Here is an 18,486-nt window from a genome sequence, read left to right as displayed (position 1 = left end):
CGGGCCGGATCGCGAGGGACGCTCGGCGTGTGGGAGACTGCCGGGGACCCCGCTCCGACCACCACGAGGACGTTCGTTGGCCACCGAAACCCGCGCAGCCGAAACCGCAGCCGAACCGAGGGCCGCCGCTCCCCGAGCCGGGGGCCGTCTCGAGTTCCCGTACCTGGACGGTCTCCGCGGACTCGCCGCCCTCGCCGTGGTGTTCTACCACGCGTACCTCTTCACGGGGATGCGGGGCACCGGTCCGACCGAGCTGCCGTGGCTCCGTCCGTTCATCGGGTGGGGCTACCTCGGCGTCCCGCTGTTCATCGTGCTGTCCGGCTACGTGCTGATGCTCCCCGTCGTGACCCGGTTCGACCGCTACCGGTTGCCGGGCGGCTTCTGGAAGTTCATCTGGCGCCGCGCACGACGGATCATCCCGCCGTACTGGGCGTCGCTCGTCGTCTTCGCGCTCATCATCCTGTTCGTCCCCGTGATGGGGCAGCCGGGTGGCACGCAGTGGGACACGAAGTTGCCGATGGGTTGGGGGACCTTCCTCACGCACTTCTTCCTGGTGCACGACTTCTTCCCGCAGTACATCGGCAAGATCAACGGCCCGATGTGGACGGTCGCCGTCGAGTGGCAGATCTACTTCCTCATGCCGCTGCTGATCCTGCCGCTCTGGAAGGTCTTCGGCGGCTGGGCGACGGCGTCCTCGCTGGTCCTGATCGGCATGTGGATGGGCTCCGAGAGCCGCTACTCGTGGATGCACCCGTGGTTCGTCGGCCTCTTCGCGGTCGGCATGCTGGCCGCCGAACTCACCGTGAAGGCCCGTGACGAGCACCTGACCGGCAAGCTGAACGCCTCGAAGCTCGGCGGCCCGCGGTGGCAGGGCGGCGTGTTCGTCGCCGCGATGTTCGTCGGGATGCTCCTCGTCTTCTTCCGCAACCGCGACTACTGGCAGCACCAGACCTGGCCGTCCGAGGTCGTCCTCGGCATCTTCGCCGGCATCCTGCTGACCTGGATGGGACGCCGAGCCGTGTCCGGGCAGCACACCTGGCTGGCACGGTTCTTCGCCTGGAAGCCGTTCGTGCTCGCCGGCCTCGTGTCGTACTCGGTCTACCTCTTCCACAGCCCGCTGCTCGGACTCGGCAACCTGCTGCTCCTGCCGATGGGCCTGTACCCGAAGTGGCAGTTCCTGCTGATGGTCTTCGTGGTGATCCCGGTCACCCTGGCCATCTGCGTCGGGATGTGGTGGCTCGTCGAGCGCAACTTCCTCAACCGCCGGCAGAAGCACGCCACGCGCGAGGTCGCCTCGCGCGGGCGCCTGCCGGAGGTCGAGACCGACGACACCGACACAGCGCCGCGCCGGCGGCGGTAGCCCACCGCGGCGGGTGCCGCCCGTGTGCGCCTGACGGACATGTGTCGCCGAGGCCGGGTAGCATCACTCGGACCTCGGCGTGGGAGATCAGGCCCACGGCATCTCGACAGGGAAGACGAGACCACATGCGCGCACCGATCAGCAGACTCCTCGGACTCGGCACCGCCGCCGTCGTCGCCGGGGCCATCACCTTCGCCAGCGGCCCGGCCGTCGGCGTCACCACGACCGACCCCGCGACCGCGGCACCGGCCCCCACGGCGGGTACGTCGGCAGCGGCGCCGGCGGCAGAGGCACCCACCGAGCAGCTGTCCATCGCCGAGATGGACCGCACCGGCAACCACACCATGGGTGCCGGCATCGCCGCGCACGCCGGCGAGTCCCACGTCACGACCGCCTCGCCCGACGCCCTGTCCGGCGGCGTGAGCGCGCAGGCCCTCAGCTCCTCCGCCGCTGCCGCCTCCGCCGGCGGTCCGCCCCCGGGCCGGGTGCAGGGCTTCGACATCAGCGCGTGGCAGCCGAGCGTGAACTTCCGGCAGGCGTACGGCAACGGCGCCCGGTTCGTGTACGTCAAGGCGACCGAGGGCACCTCGTACGTCAGCTCGACGTTCAAGCAGCAGTACGCGACCGCGAAGCAGCGCAACCTGTACCGCGGTGGCTACGTCTACGCCCAGCCGAGCCAGGCGAGCGGCGCCGCGACGGCGAACTACTTCTTCGCGCACGGCGGCCAGTGGAGCAAGGACGGCAAGACCCTGCCGCCGCTGCTCGACATCGAGTACGGCAGCGCCGCCCAGGGCACCTGCTACGGCAAGTCGTGGTCGTCGATGCGCAGCTGGATCAAGGACTTCAACCGGACGGTCGTCGCCAAGACGGGTCGGTACCCCGCGATCTACACCACGACCGACTGGTGGAAGCGCTGCACGAACAACAGCAACCAGTTCTCGAAGAACCCGTTGTTCGTCGCGATCTACCCGGTGAAGGACTTCACCACGCCCGGCACCCTCGGCCGCAGCTGGTCGAAGTGGACCTTCTGGCAGTGGGCGTCCAGCGGCACGCTCCCCGGCGACCAGGACGTCTACCGCAACGACATCACCTACCTGAAGCGCTTCGCCTCCCGGACGAGCTGACGCCCGTCAGGCACGCGGCTGCACCGTGCGCACCTGGTCAGTCCGTGCGCCGTTGCTCGCTCCGAGCGAGCATGCAAGCGCGCACGGAGCGGACGGCCCAGCACCGGACAGCGCAGCCCGCACCGTGCGCACGACGGACAGGAGGCCCGTGGCGGTGTCGCCACGGGCCTCCTGTCCGTCACGGGCGCGCGTTCGCGCCCGTCGTGTCAGCGGACGTCGCGCGTCGCCTCGGCGAAGTCGGCGTCGAGTGCGGTCGCCATGCGGGCCACGCCCTCGGCGAGCTGCGCACGGACCGCGTCGCGGTCCGCGTCGAGCGCCTCGAGCTGCGCCGTGACGTCGTCGACGAACGTGGACTCGAGCGCGGCCTCGATCGGCTTCGAGTACGCCTGCTGTCCCATCTGCTCGAAGAACAGCCGGCCCTTGTCGACGTAGTAGAGCACCGCGGCCGGCACCCCGGCGATGGTCGCCACGATCGCCGAGTGCAGGCGGCTCGCCAGGAACAGGCGGCTGCGGGACATCAGCCCGGCGTACTCGGACGGCGAGAACTCGTCGGCCTCGACCACGTGGGTGCGGTCGGCGTGCCGCATCAGCGCGATGACCTCGCGGGCGAACGCGGCGTCACCCTCGGACGCCTCCATGTGCATCGGGTAGAACACCACGTCGGCGTCCCAGCGGTCGATGACGCGGTCGGCCAGGTCGGCGACGGCCTGGCGGTAGGTCACGAGTTTGTCGCTGTCGACACCGGTCTGGCGGAAACGCTTCGGCAGGAACCGGAACGGGATCCAGCCGCTGCGCTTGTAGTGGAACCAGCGGCGGACGCCGAAGCCGATCGAGCCGTCGAGCTGCTCGGCGGTCAGGCCGGTGGTGCGCTCGAGCCGCTCGAGCACCTCGGCGTCGGGCGGGGTGACCGTCCCGACGACGGCGGGGTCGAAGGACGACACGATCGGCGTCGTCACGCCCCAGGACAGGAGCTTCTCGCGGGACTCGTCGTCACGGACGGCGAACGCGCTGCACAGGTCGACGGTGGCGCGGATCAGGCGCTTGCTGACCCCGGCGGTGGTCGGGCCGATGCCCTGGAACGCCCCGACGAGGTTCTTGTTGACCGCACGGACGAGCAGCATCTTGCCGAACCAGTACACGAGGCCGAGCTTGTTCGTGTAGTCCTTCAGGATCTCGCCGCCACCCCAGAGCACCACGTCGGCGCCGCGGGCGGCACGCAGCAGGGCGAACAGGTCGCCGATGCCCGTGCTGTACGGGGAGACCGGCAGGAACCGGATCCCGAACCACGCGGCGTCCCGCTCGGGGTACTGGGACAGGGACACGATCTCGGCGTCGGGCCACCGGCGGCGGACGAGCTCGACGTTGCCGGCGAGGATCGCCCGGTCCCCGCGGTTGTGGGGCGAATCGCTATTGTGGATCAGTACGCGCACGGGGTGAGAGCCTACCGGACCGTCCCCCGCCACCCCCGGAAAGGCACGATGTCCCGCACCACTCGCTCCGCCCGCTCCCCCCAGGGACGCCCCCGCCTGCTCGTCCTGGGCTCGACGTTCCCGGCCCGGCCGGACGACGGGGTGCCGGCGTTCGTGCTCGACCTCGCCCACCAAGAGGCGACCGAGTTCGACACCCTCGTCCTCACGCCCCGCGTGCCCGGCGGTGCCACGAAGGAGCGCATCGGCGAGGTCGCGGTCCGTCGCTACCCGTACTTCCCGCGTCGCTTCGAGGACCTGGCCGACGGCGCGATCCTCGACAACCTCAAGGAACGCCGCTCCCGCATCGTGCAGGTGCCCGCCCTGGTGCTCGCGCAGTACCTGGCCGTGCGGCGCGTGGTGCGTTCTGCGAGGCCCGACGTCATACACGCGCACTGGGCCATCCCCCAGGCCCTCGTCGCGACCCTGGCCGCTCCGGGCGTGCCCGTCGTCGTGACCACCCACGGCGGGGACATCTACGCGCTCCGTGCGGCTCCCCTCGTCCGCCTCAAGCGGTGGATCTTCGGGCGGTCAGCGCACGTCACCACCGTCAACTCCGAGATGCGTGATCGGCTGACCGAGTGGGGCGTGCCCGAGTCACGCTCGACCGTGATCCCGATGGGTGTCGACCTGGGCCCGGCCCGCGACACCCGCGCGCGCGTCGCGCCACAGGAGCACCACGTGGTCGCCGTCGGGCGGTTGGTCGAGAAGAAGGGCTTCGGCAACCTGATCGAGGCGCTCCGCGGCCTGGGCGACGACGTGCCGTGGCGGCTCACCGTCGTCGGTGACGGCCCGTACCGGACCCAGCTCGAGCAGCAGGCTGCAGGGCTGCCGGTGTCGTTCCTCGGCCAGCGTGGCCGCACCGAGGTCCTCGAGACCCTGGCCTCGGCGACCGTCGTCGCCGTTCCGTCGATCCCGGCGGCGAACGGCGACCAGGAGGGCCTGCCGGTGACCCTGCTCGAGGCCGCGGCGGTCGGCGCCGCGATCGTGGCGAGCGACCTGCCCGGCATCCGGGACGTCGTGCAGGACGACGTGTCCGGCGTGCTCGTGCCCCCGGGCGACGTCCCGGCACTCCGCGCGGCACTGCAGCGCGTGCTCACCGACGACACGGCGCGGACGCGCTACCAGGAGCAGGCCGTCGTCTCGGCGGCGGAGTTCTCCACCGAACGGATCGGCGAGCGGTACCGCGCGGTGCTGCGCGCAGCCATCGGCTGACGACGCGATGAACGCACAGGAGGCCCGGTGCCGGTCCCACGGACCGGCACCGGGCCTCCTGTCGGTCGCGGCTAGCGCCCCATGCCGCGGTACGTGAAGCCGGCGGCGGTCCACGCCTCGCGGTCGAGGCAGTTGCGGCCGTCGATGACGACGGGCGACGCAACGAGGGCGGCAGCGGCCGTCGCGTCGAGCTCGCGGAACTCGGTCCACTCGGTCAGCACGAGCACGAGCTCCGCTCCACCCAGCGCCTCGGCAGCGCTCTCGACGTAGTCGAGCTCGGGGTGCACGCGGCGCGCGGTGACGACGGCCTCGGGGTCGTACGCCGAGACGACGGCGCCGAGTTCGTGCAGGCGAGCAGCGATGTCGAGTGCCGGCGAGTCGCGGACGTCGTCGGAGTTCGGCTTGAAGGCCAGGCCGAGCACGGCGACGCGCTTGCCGCTGACGACCCCACCGAGCAGCTCCTGCGCCAGCTCGACGACGTGCGCGCGACGGCGCAGGTTCGTGGCGTCGACGTCGGCCAGGAACGCCAGGGACTCCCCGACGCCCAGCTCGTTCGCCCGCGCCTGGAACGCGCGGATGTCCTTCGGCAGGCATCCGCCACCGAAGCCGAGACCGGCGTTCAGGAACTTGCGGCCGATGCGGGCGTCGTGGCCGATCGCGTCGGCGAGCGCGGTGACGTCGGCACCGGCGACCTCGGCGATCTCGGCCATCGAGTTGATGAAGGAGATCTTCGTGGCGAGGAACGCGTTGGCGCTGATCTTCACGAGCTCGGCGGTGGGCAGGTTGACGACGAGTCGGGGCGTGCCGGTGGACAGTGCCTCGGCGTAGACCTCGTCGAGGGCGGCGACGGCCTGCTCGCCGGCCGCACCGTCGGGCACGCCGTACACGAAGCGGTCCGGCGCGATGGTGTCCTGCACCGCGAAGCCCTCACGCAGGAACTCGGGGTTCCAGACGAGCGTGGCACCGGGGACGGCCTCGCTGACCTCGGCGGCCAGGCGCGCCGCGGTGCCGACGGGCACGGTCGACTTGCCGACGACGAACTCGCCGGCGGACAGGTGCGGGGTGAGCGCGGCGACGGCGGCGTTCACGTAGGTCAGGTCCGCGGCGCCGGTGGGGCCCTGCGGGGTGCCGACGGCGAGGAAGTGCACGCGGGCACCGGCGACCTCGGCCATGTCGGTGGTGAAGCGGATCCGACCGGACTCGAGGGCCTCGGTCAGGATCTCGGGCAGGCCGGGCTCGAAGAAGGGGGCCTCGCCGGCAGCGAGCCGCTCGATCTTGGTGGGGTCGACGTCCACAGCGACGACCTCGTGTCCGAGTTTGGCCATGGAGGCGGCGTGCACGGCACCGAGGTAGCCGCAGCCGATGACAGAGATACGCACGTCGAAGACGGTACCGGTTTCTCGCCGAAGTCTCACCACTGCTCCCCAGGGGGTGTCGCGGCGTCCGCGGTCAGGCCCGCACGTCGCCCCACGGCGGACGGTCCGGACCGCCGACGATCTCGTCCCAGTCCGGCTCACGGTGCCGACGCCTGGCCTCGTACGCCTCCACCAGGTCGTGCAGCACGGCGACGACGAGGTCGGCGTGCGGCACGTCGGCGAGGACCACCGCCGGGTCGTCCCCGGGGAACACCAGCACGTCACCGGAGCGGAACAGGCCCTGCAGGCCCCGACGCCGCACCGTGACGTCGTAGCCGCGGGAGTGCAGGAGCTCCCGCCGCGTCCGGGTGCCGAGGCCGCCCACCACGACCAGACGACGGGTGGTGACCACGTACCGCTCCGACATCCAGCGGAACAGCGGGACCGCGCCGCCGAACACGACGAGCACCAGGACGACGAGCGCGACGACGGCGTTCAGCCACGCCAGCTGGGCCTGGAACACGCCGAAGCCGAACCCGCCGGCCGCGGTGACGAGCACGACGAACACCGCCGGGCGCACCAGCCGACGGGCGTGCGGTCGCAGGCGTGCGACGACACGTTCGGGCGGGGGCTCGGCGGTCATGCCGTCATGCATACCGCAGGTGGGTGACGTCCCCCACCGCGACGCCCCTGGTGCGCCCCGCCTGGTCCCGGATCGTGATGCGACCGGCGTCGTCGATGCCGGTCGCGTCGGCTTCCTCGACGCTGCCGTCCGGCAGCTCGAGACGGATGCGGCGACCGATCGTGCCGCACGCGGCGCGGACGTGGGTCCGGACCGTCTCGGCGGCGTGACCACCCGCGACCAGGCCGGCCACCGCCTCCAGGACGGAGCGCAGGAACGCGGACAGGACCGCGTCGGCCAGGGCGGGTGCGTCGTCGGCCGCGCCCGCGAGCAGGAGCGAGGTGGACGTGGGGGTGGGCAGCCGGTCGGCCGGGATCGTCAGGTTGACGCCGGCGCCGACCACGACGCTGCCGTCGGCGGCGACCTGGCAGAGGATCCCGCACACCTTGTGCCCGCCGACCTGCACGTCGTTCGGCCACTTCACGACGACGTCCGCGCCGGCGGGGAGCACCGACGCGATCGCGTCGCGCATCGCCGCACCGGCGACCAGGGGCAGCCAGCCGCGGTCGTGGTCGTCGAGGTCGGCGCGGACGAGCACGCTGGCGGCGAGCGTCTCACCGGCCGGAGCGGTCCAGGTGCGGTCGAGCCGGCCCCGCCCCGCGGTCTGGTGCAGGGTCGCGACGACGCTGCCGTGCTGCTGCTCGGGCGCTGCGGCGAGCAGGTCCGCGTTGGTGGACCCGGTCTCGGCGGGGGCGGTGATGGTCGCGCCCGTCGACCGGACCGCCTCGCTGGTGGCGGGGAACGACGGCGACGGGGATGTGGACATGCACGCAAATGTACGGGCAGGAACCGTGGGGGTCCTCCAACCGGCAGCGTCCCACCCGCCGGTAGGGTGAGCGGGTGACTTCAGGAGACACCCCCGATCTGTCGACGACGGCCGGCCGGCTGGCCGACCTCCGCGACCGGTACCACGAGGCCGTGACCGCCGCGGGCGAATCCGCCATCGCCAAGCAGCACGCGAAGGGCAAGGGCACCGCTCGCGAACGCATCGAGCAGCTGCTCGATCCGAACTCCTTCGTGGAGTTCGACGAGTTCGTGCGGCACCGCACCACGTCGTTCGGCATGGACGCCAAGCGCCCCTACGGTGACGCGGTCGTCACCGGCGTCGGCACGATCCACGGCCGGAACGTCGCCGTGTACGCGCAGGACTTCACGGTCTTCGGCGGGTCGCTCGGCGAGGTCGCCGGCGAGAAGATCATCAAGGTCATGCAGCACGCGCTCAAGACCGGCGTGCCGATCATCGGCATCCTCGACTCCGGCGGCGCCCGCATCCAGGAAGGCGTCGTCGCGCTCGGCAAGTACGGCGAGATCTTCCGCCTCAACACCCAGGCCTCCGGCGTCATCCCGCAGCTCTCCATCGTGATGGGCCCGGCGGCCGGCGGTGCGGTGTACTCCCCCGCCCTCACCGACTTCGTGATCATGGTCGACAAGACCAGCCACATGTTCGTCACCGGTCCGGACGTCATCAAGACCGTCACCGGCGAGGACGTCGGCTTCGAGGAGCTCGGCGGCGCCCAGACGCACAACGCGGTCTCCGGCGTGGCCCACTACATGGCCGAGGACGAGACCGACGCGCTCGACTACGCCCGCTCGCTGATCGGGTTCCTGCCGGACAACAACCTGTCCGACCCGCCCGCGTACGACGTCGCCCCGGAGCTCGAGACCACGGACGCCGACCACGAGCTCGACGTCGTGATCCCGGACTCCACGAACCAGCCGTACGACGTCACCACGATCATCGAGCACATCGTCGACGACGGTGAGTTCCTCGAGGTCCAGCCGCTCTTCGCGCCGAACATCCTGATCGGCTTCGGCCGGGTCGAGGGCCGAACGGTCGGCATCATCGCGAACCAGCCGCAGGCGATGGCCGGCACGCTGAACATCGACGCCGGCGAGAAGGCCGCCCGCTTCGTGCGGTTCTGCGACGCCTTCGGCATCCCGATCCTGACCCTGGTCGACGTGCCCGGCTACCTGCCCGGCACCGACCAGGAGTGGACCGGCGTCATCCGCCGCGGCGCGAAGCTGCTCTACGCCTACGCCGAGGCCACCGTCCCGCTCGTCACCGTCATCACCCGCAAGGCCTACGGCGGCGCGTACATCGTGATGGGCTCGAAGCAGCTCGGCGCCGACATCAACCTCGCGTGGCCGACCGCCGAGATCGCCGTGATGGGCGGTCAGGGCGCCGTCAACATCCTGTACCGCGCCGAGATCAAGCGGGCCGAGGAGTCCGGCGAGGACGTCGCCGCGGTCCGGACGAAGCTCGCCAACGAGTACACGTACAACGTGGCGTCGCCGTACCTGGCGGCCGAGCGTGGTGAGCTCGACGGCATCATCCAGCCGCACGCCACCCGCGTGTCGGTCATCAAGGCCCTCCGGTCGCTGCGGGGCAAGCGTGCAACGCTGCCGCCGAAGAAGCACGGGAACATCCCGCTCTGATGGGACGCCACGCAGCACCCGTGCCCTCGGACGAGCCCGCTTCGGTGGCGGACGTCCGGGTGGTCTCCGGCGAACCCACCCCCGAGGAGCTCGCCGCCGTCGTGGCCGTCCTGCAGCGGCAGGCCGACGAGGCCGCGGCGGCCGGACGCGCTGCCGTCGTCGTCGAACCGCGCACCGGCTGGGACGTGGCGGCTCGGGGGCTCCGCCGCCCGCTCGAGGACGGACCGGGCGCCTGGGGCCGATCGCTGCGCTGATGTACCCCTCGGTGCGCGGCCGATCATGACGGTCACGGGGCGCACTTCCCGGTCGGTATCCCCTCGCTCGGGGGACACGATCTGCGGATGCGGACCGGAAATGCCGAAATTGTCCCCCATAATGACGACTGACATGCAGCTGGTGCGTGAGCATAGTAGTTGGTGTTCGGTGTCCTTCAACGAAAGACATCGCTGGTCGGTGGCCGACTAGGGTACGAAGCCACCGCCCGCTGCGGGGCAGGGCGACATTCGGGTTGTCGCTCAGCCTCGGGTCGCGAACGGGCCGGTCGGTATCCGACCGGCCCGTTCCCCGTTCCCGGGGGCGTCCAGCGCGTGCTGGCGGGCGTCGGTGCGGCTCGCGGGGCCGATGCGGAACGACAGCGTCGACGTCGTACGACAGCGACGTGGTCGCTTCCACGCACGCGCCAGCCCGGCGCACCCACGTGACGGCCGGGAGGCTCGTGCCGGGGCCGCCGCGCGCCTCCCGGCTGTCCCACATCGCGCCCACCGCAGTGCGCGTCCGCACCACGTTCGCGACGGTCCACGCGTCGATCACGTGGTGCATCGTCGCGACACGCGCGCGGCCGCGTGGCCGCGCGCTACGCCGGCTCGTGCCGCGGGATCTCGAGCCAGAGCGCGACGGAGTCGTCCTCGTCACCGTCGTCATCGTCCAGCCCCGCTCCGAGCGCGGCCGACTCGCTCGCCGCCACGTCGAGGCGGAGCCCGACGACGGTCACCGCGGAGTCGGAGCCCTCGCCGACGGTCCGGACGATGACGTTGTCGGCGTCGCGGGCCTGCCGCAGCGCCTCGGCGACGCGGGCGTGGATGCGACGGATGTCCGGGGCATCCAGGTCGTCGAGCCCGCCGTCGTCGTGCAGCTGGACGGTCGCTCCACGGCGACGCAGGCGCATCACCTCGTCGCGGACGTCGTCCGACAGCAGCGACCGGCCGCGGATCTCGTCACGGATGGCCTGCTCGAGGTGCAGGCACTCGGCACGGTCGGCCTCGTCCAGGTCCCCGCAGGAGTCGATGATGCGCTGGAGCATCGGCAGGGCCATCCGGGTGGTCTGGCTCAGCCGGAACTGCCGCTCGAACACGTGGGCGTCCTGCGCAGCCTGCCAGTCGGCGGTCTCCTGCTCGGCGAGGACGAGCTCACGGGTGTTGCGGATGGCGCGGCTCATCGCGGCCGCGAAGACGGTGGCGATCGCGACCCAGGCGACACTGCCGACCACGCCCAGACCGCCGAGCGAGCCGAGGCCGGCCCAGGCGACGGTGTACACGGTCAGGAACAGCACGCCGGCCCACGCGAACGGACCCCGGCCGCGCACGACGAGCACGACCATGAGCGTGCCGATCGCCGCGATCCACCAGGTGGCGGAGCCGGGTCCGCGACCCTCGACGACGACCGGGGCGGCGATCACCGGCATCACGATCGCGGTGGCGAGGGAGAAGCAGGCCGTCCAGACCGGCAGGATCTTGCCGGGGACGAACAGTGCGAGGCCGGTGGCCGCGGCGTAGAGCGCCATGCAGGCGATGATCGGGGCGACCTGGTCGACCCGCGGGAGCGTGGCCGCGGCGAGGACCAGGTGGTAGACGGAGAACAGCGACGCGAGTCCGAGGGCGATGCTCGCCGGCAGGGAGACCTTCATGCGGTCGTCCTCGCAGCCGGCGACCACGTGAGCACGATGCGGGTGCCCTCGCCCGGCGCGGTGTGCACCTCGGCGTGCCCGTCGACGGTCGCGATCCGCTCGACGATGGAGCGGCGGACCCCCAGGCGTTCAGCGGGGATGGCCGCGACGTCGAACCCGCGGCCGTCGTCGCCGACCTCGACGCGCACGCCCTGCCCCTGCTGCTCGATGCTGACCCAGCGGGAGACGTCGCAGTCGCCGGCGTGCTGCACGCTGTTCACCGCGGCCTGCAGCGCCGCCGAGGCCAGCGCGTCCGCGACCGACGCGGGCAGGCGGACCGACCCGGTCGTCGTCGGGACGAGGCGGACGGGCGCGGGGAGGGCGCCGATCCCCTCGCGGATGCGCGCCCGGAGTTCCCCGAGCGCGACGGGTTCGACGTCGCCCGGGCCGTCGGTGGCCGCGGCCTCGAGGTGGTCGATCGCGTTCCGGGCCATCCTCGCCGCGAGGGTCTTGGCCTCGAGCGTGTCGGCACGTGCAGCGGAGAGCAGCGTCGTCAGGACGCTGTCGTGCACGATCGCGTCCACCTGGACCCGTTCGACCTCCGTCGCGTGCTCCCGGATGGCGAGCGAGTACCGCCGCACGGCCGTGGACTGCGCCGTGTCGACCGCCGTGGCCGCGCGGCGCAGCACCACCGCGATGACGAGCACCGCGCCGCTGAGGAGCGCCGTGTAGACCCCGTCGAGCAGCACCGCGAGGACGCCGACGTCGCCGCCGAGCGGGCTGAGCCGGACGACGACGTACACCGCCGGCACGAGCGCGGTGTAGACCGTCGCACGCCACGTGGCGAAGCCCATCGCTGCCGCCGTGCAGCCGACCGTGCAGAACCACCACGGCCACGGCTGCTGCGACGACGGGATGGGCTCCTGCACGGTCGCCGTCCACGTCACGAGCGCGACGAGGAACAGCAGCGCGCAGATGATCTGCGCCATCTGGGCGACCCGCTGCACGAAGGCCGCTACGCCGATGAGCACGAACGACGCCGCGAGCGCGAGCATCAGCGTCGGCCCCCAGAACGGGTCGAGGTACGGCAGCTGCTGCACGACCGCCGGCGCGTCGACGATGCCGAGCCCGATCGCGGCCATCGCCAGGAGGATCGCGAACGCCCGCTCCACCGATGCCTGCGTGATCGAGGCGCGGACGCTGCGCGCCGGATCGGCACCGAACGGTGCCGGTTCGACGGCCGTCCGCCCCGGCTCAGCCGCGGTGACCATCCGTGTCAGCGACCGTCGCCGTCGGGGTCGATGCCCGAGTCGAGCCCCGGGAGGATCCCGTCCTCGACGGCCCGACGCAGCAGGTCGACCTTCGTCGGGGCCGGGCGGCCGACCTCGACGTACTTCACCCGGATCCGGTCGAGGTACTCACGCGCCGTCGAGTAGCCGATGCCGAGCTGCTGGGCGGCGAGCTTGAGCGGGAGCCCCGAGGCGTAGAGGTGCAGGATCTCGCGCTCGCGGCGGCCGAGCTGCGCCTTCGCGAAGTCACGGTCGGCGTCGATGGCGCTCGCCCACTCGAGGTTGTTGAGCACGTCGCCCCGTGCGACGGTGGCGACCGCGGCCATCACCGTCTTGGTGGCGGAGGACTTCGGGATGACGCCGGCAGCCCCTGCTGCGAGCGCCTCACGCACGTTGGCGACCCGGTCCGCGATGGAGTGCACGAGCACCGCCGATCCCGTCCCCTGCACGCCCTTGACGTTCTCGGTGACGGTCGAGCCGTCACCGAGGGACAGGTCGAGGACGACGACGTCGACCTCTCGCCCGTCGAGGTTCTGGACGTACTCGGGGACGCTGGCGGCGGTGAGCGCCACCTCGAACCCCTCGTTCTGGCACGCCGCCTGGATCCCGAGTCGGACGGACTCGTGGTCGTCGACGATCGCGACCCGGACCGGCCTGGTGGCCGCCCCTGACGTCTCGGTGCTGGTGGTTGTCGTTCCTGCTGCCACTGTGGCCTCTCGTTCCGATGCGCGACGCCGGCCCCTGAAACCGGAGTGCCATCAACGACCCAGGATACCCAGCCCGGACTCAGGTGCGGGGCTTCTCGGCCGCGCCACGCTGGTCGGTCCGCCTATTGGTGGACACCCCGACACGCAAGGAACGGCGGTCGAACGAGCCCCGGCCCTCAGCGCGTGGGGACCAGGCGCGCGACGGCTTCCAGGTGGTGGGTGTGCGGGAACAGGTCGAAGGCCCGCAGGGCCTCGAGCCGGTACCCCAGGTCGGCGAACGTCGCGACGTCGCGTGCCAGTGCCACCGGGTCGCACGCCACGTAGACGACCTGCTCCGGCTGGAGCGCGGCGATCTGCACGACCACGTCCCGCCCGGCGCCGGAGCGCGGCGGGTCGAGCACGACCGTGCCGGCGCGGAAGCGGTCCTTCTCGGCGCGCGAGGCGTTGGCCACGGTGTTCGTCAGCCAGCGGTCGACCCGGCCGGTCTCGGCACGTGCGCCGAGCCACTCGGACAGGTTCTCCTGCGCGTGCTCGGTGGCACGGGCGGCGCTCTCGACGCTCGTGATGCGCGCCTTCGGGCCGACCAGGTCGCCGAGTGCGGCGGCGAGCAGACCGACACCGCCGTACAGGTCGAGGTGGGTGCCCTCGGGGTCGAGGCGGTCGCGGTCGACCAGGTCCTGCACGGCCTCGGTCAGCACGGAAGCGGCGGCACGGTGCACCTGCCAGAACCCGTTGTCGTCGACCTGGAAGGTGCGCTCCCCCACGACCTCGGTCACCACGGTGGGCTTCTGGTCGTCGATGACGAGCCGTGCCCCCTCGGAACCGCTCGGCGCGAGGACGTCGATGACCGACGAGCCCGGCAGCGCACCACGGCCGAGCGGGGCGCTCTGCTGCACGACGGCGGTCGCGAGCGGCAGGCTGGCGACGGGGATCACGGAGTGGGAGCGGGCAGCGAAGGGGCCGGCGGTGCCCTGCTCGTCGACGTGCAGTCGGACACGGGTGCGCCAGCCGAGGCCGTTCGCCGCGTCGTCGCCGGGCGCGGCCTCGACGACGACGTCGTGGCCGAGCACCTCGGCGAGGTCCATCCGCGCGAAGCGTGCGGACGAGTCGACGAGGACGTCGTGCTTCAGCGTGCGCTGGTGTGCGAGGGCGATGTGGCCGAACTCGGCACCGCCCGGGCGCGTCTCGGGGTCGCGATCGAGGGCTGCCTCGGGCCACACGTGGTCGACGCGGTGCTCGCTCGGCGTCAGGACACGGACCGTGTCGGCGCGCCAGAACGACTTCTTGCGGTCCTCGGTCACCCGGGCGACGACGCGCTCCCCGGGGATCGCGTCCGAGACGAAGACCACCCGTCCTTCGTGCCGTGCCACCGAGATGCCGCCGTGGGCGATCCCGGTGACGTCGAGTTCGAGCAGCGTGCCGACGGATTCACCCATGGTGAGATGGTCCCATGCGTCTGTACCTCGCGAGTACATCCCCCGCCCGCCGAGCACTCCTCGCCCAGTCCGGGATCGAACCCGTCCTCGTGTCCCCCGGGGTCGACGAGGACGCCGTCGGCGCCGCCGCCGCGGCATCGCTCGGCCGCGACCTGACCGGTCCGGAACTCGTCTCGCTCCTCGCCGTCGCGAAGGCGTCGGCCGTCGCGGACGCCACGGTGGCCGGGTCGCCGGTCGACGGGGTCGTGTTCGGCGGCGACTCCGCCTTCGAGGTCGACGGGCAGCTGTACGGCAAGCCGCACGACCCGGAGGTCGCGCGCGAGCGCTGGCGGCAGATGCTGGCCGCCGGCGGCGGCACGCTGTGGAGCGGGCACTGCGTGATCGACCGGCGACGGGACGACCGGCGCCCGGACCTGGAGCCGACCACGGGACGGCCTGGAGGCACGGGACCGGCACGCACCGTGCCTCCCGTCCGGTCCCTGGTCACGTCCGCCGCCGGCGTCCCCGAGCTCGGCGACGTCGCCCCCGGCGGGTCGGCGCTGGCCGCCGACGGCGACCGCGTGGTCGCCGTCGACAGCGCGGTGCTGACCTTCGCCGACGACGTGTCCCCCGACGAGATCGACGCGTACGTCGCGACCGGCGAGCCGCTCGAGGTCGCCGGCGCGTTTACCATCGACGGCCGGGCCGCCGCGTACATCACGCGGATCGAGGGGGCACCGTCCGCGGTGATCGGGATGTCCCTGCCGATGCTGCGCTCGATGCTCCTGCGTGGCTTCGGCATCGACTGGCACGATCTGTGGGCACTGTAGACATCCGCACCTGATCCGGGTGCTTCTTTGTGGGCGTCAGTCAAAACGCACGCACGCCGCACGAATACGCTGCTGTGTCATGCCCCGTATCAGCAAGGTCCTCATCGCGAACCGCGGCGAGATCGCCGTCCGCATCATCCGCGCGGCCCGCGACGCGGGCAAGGCGTCGGTCGCGGTCTACGCCGACCAGGACCGCGATGCCCAGCACGCCCGCCTCGCCGACGAGGCCTACGCGCTGAACGGCACCACGAGCGCCGACACGTACCTGGTCATCGACAAGATCATCTCGGTCGCCCGCCGCTCCGGTGCGGACGCCGTGCACCCGGGCTACGGGTTCCTGGCCGAGAACGCCGACTTCGCCCGCGCCGTCATCGACGCCGGGCTCGTCTGGATCGGACCGTCGCCGGACTCGATCGAGCGCCTCGGCGACAAGGTCTCCGCGCGCCACGTCGCCGAGAAGGTCGGCGCGCCGCTCGCTCCCGGCACCATCGAGCCCGTCAAGGACGCCTCCGAGGTCATCGCGTTCGCCGACGAGGTCGGCCTGCCGGTCGCCATCAAGGCGGCGTTCGGTGGCGGTGGCCGCGGGCTGAAGGTCGCGCGGACCCGCGACGAGGTCGCCTCGCAGTTCGAGTCCGCCACGCGCGAGGCGATCGCCGCGTTCGGTCGGGGCGAGTGCTTCGTCGAGAAGTACCTGGACAAGCCGCGTCACGTCGAGACCCAGTGCCTGGCGGACGAGCACGGCAACGTCGTCGTGGTCTCCACCCGCGACTGCTCGCTGCAGCGTCGCCACCAGAAGCTCGTCGAGGAAGCCCCGGCGCCGTACCTGACGCCCGAGCAGCAGACCGCGCTGTACGAGTCGTCGAAGGCGATCCTGCGCGAGGTCGGCTACGTCGGTGCCGGCACCTGCGAGTTCCTCATCGGCGCCGACGGCACCGTGTCGTTCCTCGAGGTGAACACCCGCCTGCAGGTCGAGCACTGCGTGTCCGAAGAGGTCACCGGCATCGACCTGGTGCGCGAGCAGTTCCGCATCGCCGAGGGCGGCGTGCTCGACTACTCGGACCCGGAACCGCGTGGACACTCGTTCGAGTTCCGCATCAACGGCGAGGACCCGGGCCGCAACTTCTTCCCCGCGCCCGGCCCCGTGCACGCGTTCAACGCACCGTCCGGCCCAGGCGTCCGCGTCGACTCGGGTGTCGTCGCGGGTGATGTCGTGTCCGGCTCGTTCGACTCGATGCTCGCGAAGCTGATCGTCACCGGCGCCACCCGTGCCGAGGCGCTCGAGCGTTCCCGACGCGCACTGGCCGAGTTCGAGGTCACCGGCCTGCCGACCGTGCTCCCCTTCCACCGTGCCGTGGTGTCCGACCCGGCGTTCGCGACCGACGACTCCTCGCCGTTCTCGGTGTACACGCAGTGGATCGAGACCGACTTCGTCAACGAGATCCCGGCGTGGAGCGGCTCCCCCGAGGAACTGCCGGCCCCGGCTGCGCGCGACAGCGTCGTCGTCGAGGTGCAGGGCAAGCGCATCGAGGTCACCATGCCGTCGATCGTCGGTGGCGGTGCTGCCGGTGCCGGTGTCGCCGGTCGTCGTCCCGCCGGGCCCACCGCTCCCCCGAAGCGCCGCTCGTCGGCCGTCCGTGGCGGTCTGGCGAAGTCCGGGTCGTCCGTGGCGTCGCCCATGCAGGCCACCGTGGTGAAGCTCGCGGTCGCCGAGGGTGACACCGTGGTGAAGGGCGACCTGCTCGTCGTGCTCGAGGCCATGAAGATGGAGCAGCCCGTGCAGGCCCACAAGGACGGTGTCGTCACCGGGCTGAACGCCCCGGTCGGCCAGACGGTCTCGTCCGGTCACGTGCTGCTCGAGCTCGCGTAGCGCGCGGGTTCCCTCCCGCAAAACACCGGTGTTCGCCGGTCGAACACGTGCATGCCGCGGTTCGGCTCGTGAACCCCGGTGTTTTGCTTCATCGAACACGGCGCACTCCGGCTGCCTCGAGTGCCACGGGGCCGTTGCCGCCTGGCTCCACGTCCGGCCACGTCACGCGGACGACCCGACGGACGTGGCGATGCGCACGGAGGCGGTCCTCCCGGAGCTTCTCGTCGATGACGACGCGCTCGGGCGATCGACCAGCGCGCATCGTCCGGTCGCGGTACTTGACCAGCCCGTCGAACTCCACCACGACGCCGGCGTCCTCGAACCAGAAGTCCACGCGGCCGATCAGGCCGGCCGCATCGCGGAACTCCTGCTGCAGCACCGGCGGCGGGAACCCCGCTTCTGCCCAGCACAGCCGCGCCACCGACTCACCCGGCGAGTCAGCAGCAGCGTCCGCGAACTCGATCGCGCGTCGCGCACGGGTGGACGCCCGCGGACGGGGCTCCCTGCTGCGCAGTTCGGCGAGCAGCGCGTCCTGCGGCACTCCTCGGGCCAGGACCGCGTCCAACACGACCACCGCCGTGCGGAACGACGCTCGGAGCGCGACGTCGACCCCGGTGACCACGAGGGTCGTGACGGGCAGGCCGCCGACGCTCGCACAGGCGATGGGGCGACCCGCCCCTCCGACCTTCTGCAGGTGCGCGCGACGTTGACCGGTGGCTCGACGCGGATCGGTGGCGACGACGTGCGTGGGGAACTCCCCGAGCCACGGGAGTCCGAGCATCGCCACAGCCGACTCGTGGGAGATCACGAGGGCAGGGTGGATGTTCGGCACGACCGCTTCGACCCGTGCACGATGGC

General features: G+C 71.9%; 16 protein-coding genes. 7 read left to right on the top strand and 9 right to left on the bottom strand.

Features of this window, described 5'->3' with window-relative positions; all coding sequences use genetic code 11:
• Window positions 1-76: 76 nt before the first annotated feature.
• On the top strand, window positions 77-1,360 hold the full coding sequence (locus QRN30_RS11060) for an acyltransferase family protein (RefSeq protein WP_017888768.1): 1,284 nt from the start codon (window positions 77-79) through the stop codon (window positions 1,358-1,360).
• A gap of 125 nt (window positions 1,361-1,485) precedes the next feature.
• A complete protein-coding gene (locus QRN30_RS11055; RefSeq protein WP_197068647.1) occupies window positions 1,486-2,484 on the top strand; it encodes a GH25 family lysozyme in 999 nt (332 codons plus the stop codon).
• Window positions 2,485-2,690: 206 nt separating this feature from the next.
• Here QRN30_RS11055 and QRN30_RS11050 read toward each other — a convergent pair whose 3' ends face one another.
• Complete coding sequence (locus QRN30_RS11050; protein WP_071252204.1) at window positions 2,691-3,914, bottom strand: polysaccharide pyruvyl transferase family protein; 1,224 nt, start codon at window positions 3,912-3,914, stop codon at window positions 2,691-2,693.
• A 48-nt stretch (window positions 3,915-3,962) separates the two neighbouring features.
• On the opposite strand from QRN30_RS11050, the gene QRN30_RS11045 reads away from it, so the two are divergent.
• A complete protein-coding gene (locus QRN30_RS11045) occupies window positions 3,963-5,165 on the top strand; it encodes a glycosyltransferase (RefSeq protein ID WP_052481764.1) in 1,203 nt (400 codons plus the stop codon).
• Between the two features lie 71 nt (window positions 5,166-5,236).
• Here QRN30_RS11045 and QRN30_RS11040 read toward each other — a convergent pair whose 3' ends face one another.
• The 3 genes from QRN30_RS11040 to QRN30_RS11030 all read right to left on the bottom strand — a co-directional run bounded on the left by QRN30_RS11040 (window position 5,237) and on the right by QRN30_RS11030 (window position 7,968).
• Window positions 5,237-6,544, bottom strand: a complete 1,308-nt coding sequence (locus QRN30_RS11040) for a UDP-glucose dehydrogenase family protein (protein WP_194589682.1) — start codon at window positions 6,542-6,544, stop codon at window positions 5,237-5,239.
• 70 nt (window positions 6,545-6,614) lie between these two features.
• On the bottom strand, window positions 6,615-7,163 hold the full coding sequence (locus QRN30_RS11035) for a PH domain-containing protein (protein ID WP_017888763.1): 549 nt from the start codon (window positions 7,161-7,163) through the stop codon (window positions 6,615-6,617).
• Window positions 7,164-7,167: 4 nt separating this feature from the next.
• A complete protein-coding gene (locus QRN30_RS11030; RefSeq protein WP_056070837.1) occupies window positions 7,168-7,968 on the bottom strand; it encodes a biotin--[acetyl-CoA-carboxylase] ligase in 801 nt (266 codons plus the stop codon).
• 74 nt (window positions 7,969-8,042) lie between these two features.
• Between QRN30_RS11030 and QRN30_RS11025 the strand changes: the two genes are divergently transcribed.
• Together QRN30_RS11025 and QRN30_RS11020 are read left to right on the top strand one after the other, a co-directional pair.
• Complete coding sequence (locus QRN30_RS11025; RefSeq protein WP_017888761.1) at window positions 8,043-9,638, top strand: acyl-CoA carboxylase subunit beta; 1,596 nt, start codon at window positions 8,043-8,045, stop codon at window positions 9,636-9,638.
• Window positions 9,638-9,892, top strand: coding sequence for an acyl-CoA carboxylase subunit epsilon (locus tag QRN30_RS11020; protein ID WP_017888760.1), 255 nt, complete (start codon window positions 9,638-9,640; stop codon window positions 9,890-9,892). The genes QRN30_RS11025 and QRN30_RS11020 overlap by 1 nt, the downstream gene beginning before the upstream one ends.
• 599 nt (window positions 9,893-10,491) lie before the next feature.
• Here the strand turns inward: QRN30_RS11020 and QRN30_RS11015 are convergent.
• From QRN30_RS11015 to QRN30_RS11000, 4 genes are all read right to left on the bottom strand, one after another.
• A complete protein-coding gene (locus QRN30_RS11015; protein WP_284761083.1) occupies window positions 10,492-11,541 on the bottom strand; it encodes a DUF8320 family protein in 1,050 nt (349 codons plus the stop codon).
• Window positions 11,538-12,791, bottom strand: a complete 1,254-nt coding sequence (locus tag QRN30_RS11010) for a sensor histidine kinase (RefSeq protein ID WP_017888758.1) — start codon at window positions 12,789-12,791, stop codon at window positions 11,538-11,540. The genes QRN30_RS11015 and QRN30_RS11010 overlap by 4 nt, the downstream gene beginning before the upstream one ends.
• Window positions 12,792-12,796: 5 nt before the next feature.
• Window positions 12,797-13,516, bottom strand: coding sequence for a response regulator transcription factor (locus tag QRN30_RS11005; RefSeq protein WP_284761082.1), 720 nt, complete (start codon window positions 13,514-13,516; stop codon window positions 12,797-12,799).
• Window positions 13,517-13,692: 176 nt separating this feature from the next.
• Window positions 13,693-14,952: a class I SAM-dependent RNA methyltransferase gene (locus QRN30_RS11000; protein WP_284761081.1), complete on the bottom strand. Its 1,260-nt coding sequence runs from the start codon at window positions 14,950-14,952 to the stop codon at window positions 13,693-13,695.
• 14 nt (window positions 14,953-14,966) lie between these two features.
• On the opposite strand from QRN30_RS11000, the gene QRN30_RS10995 reads away from it, so the two are divergent.
• Window positions 14,967-15,761 carry a Maf family protein gene (locus tag QRN30_RS10995; protein WP_042538823.1) on the top strand — a complete coding sequence of 265 codons (795 nt, stop codon included), beginning with the start codon at window positions 14,967-14,969 and terminating at the stop codon, window positions 15,759-15,761.
• A 79-nt stretch (window positions 15,762-15,840) separates the two neighbouring features.
• Window positions 15,841-17,628 (top strand): acetyl/propionyl/methylcrotonyl-CoA carboxylase subunit alpha, encoded by a 1,788-nt coding sequence (locus QRN30_RS10990; RefSeq protein ID WP_056070830.1) that lies wholly within the window; start codon window positions 15,841-15,843, stop codon window positions 17,626-17,628.
• 88 nt (window positions 17,629-17,716) lie between these two features.
• Here QRN30_RS10990 and QRN30_RS10985 read toward each other — a convergent pair whose 3' ends face one another.
• Window positions 17,717-18,436 (bottom strand): hypothetical protein, encoded by a 720-nt coding sequence (locus QRN30_RS10985; RefSeq protein WP_214532479.1) that lies wholly within the window; start codon window positions 18,434-18,436, stop codon window positions 17,717-17,719.
• Between the last annotated feature and the right edge of the window lie 50 nt (window positions 18,437-18,486).

Origin of the sequence: Curtobacterium sp. MEB011 (assembly GCF_030209655.1) — a bacterium.
GTDB classification, from domain to species: Bacteria; Actinomycetota; Actinomycetes; order Actinomycetales; family Microbacteriaceae; genus Curtobacterium; species Curtobacterium poinsettiae.
The sequence above is the reverse complement of the archived record's forward strand: the minus strand, read 5'-3'. Positions and strand labels throughout refer to the sequence as shown.

Coding starts and splice junctions, on each gene's coding strand:
- QRN30_RS10995 (WP_042538823.1), top strand. CDS start 14,967: ATGCGTCTGTACCTCGCGAGTACATCCCCCGCCCGCCGAGCACTCCTC.
- QRN30_RS10990 (WP_056070830.1), top strand. CDS start 15,841: ATGCCCCGTATCAGCAAGGTCCTCATCGCGAACCGCGGCGAGATCGCC.
- QRN30_RS11015 (WP_284761083.1), bottom strand. CDS start 11,541: ATGAAGGTCTCCCTGCCGGCGAGCATCGCCCTCGGACTCGCGTCGCTG.
- QRN30_RS11045 (WP_052481764.1), top strand. CDS start 3,963: ATGTCCCGCACCACTCGCTCCGCCCGCTCCCCCCAGGGACGCCCCCGC.
- QRN30_RS11035 (WP_017888763.1), bottom strand. CDS start 7,163: ATGACCGCCGAGCCCCCGCCCGAACGTGTCGTCGCACGCCTGCGACCG.
- QRN30_RS11020 (WP_017888760.1), top strand. CDS start 9,638: ATGGGACGCCACGCAGCACCCGTGCCCTCGGACGAGCCCGCTTCGGTG.
- QRN30_RS11055 (WP_197068647.1), top strand. CDS start 1,486: ATGCGCGCACCGATCAGCAGACTCCTCGGACTCGGCACCGCCGCCGTC.
- QRN30_RS11010 (WP_017888758.1), bottom strand. CDS start 12,791: ATGGTCACCGCGGCTGAGCCGGGGCGGACGGCCGTCGAACCGGCACCG.
- QRN30_RS11030 (WP_056070837.1), bottom strand. CDS start 7,968: ATGTCCACATCCCCGTCGCCGTCGTTCCCCGCCACCAGCGAGGCGGTC.
- QRN30_RS11000 (WP_284761081.1), bottom strand. CDS start 14,952: ATGGGTGAATCCGTCGGCACGCTGCTCGAACTCGACGTCACCGGGATC.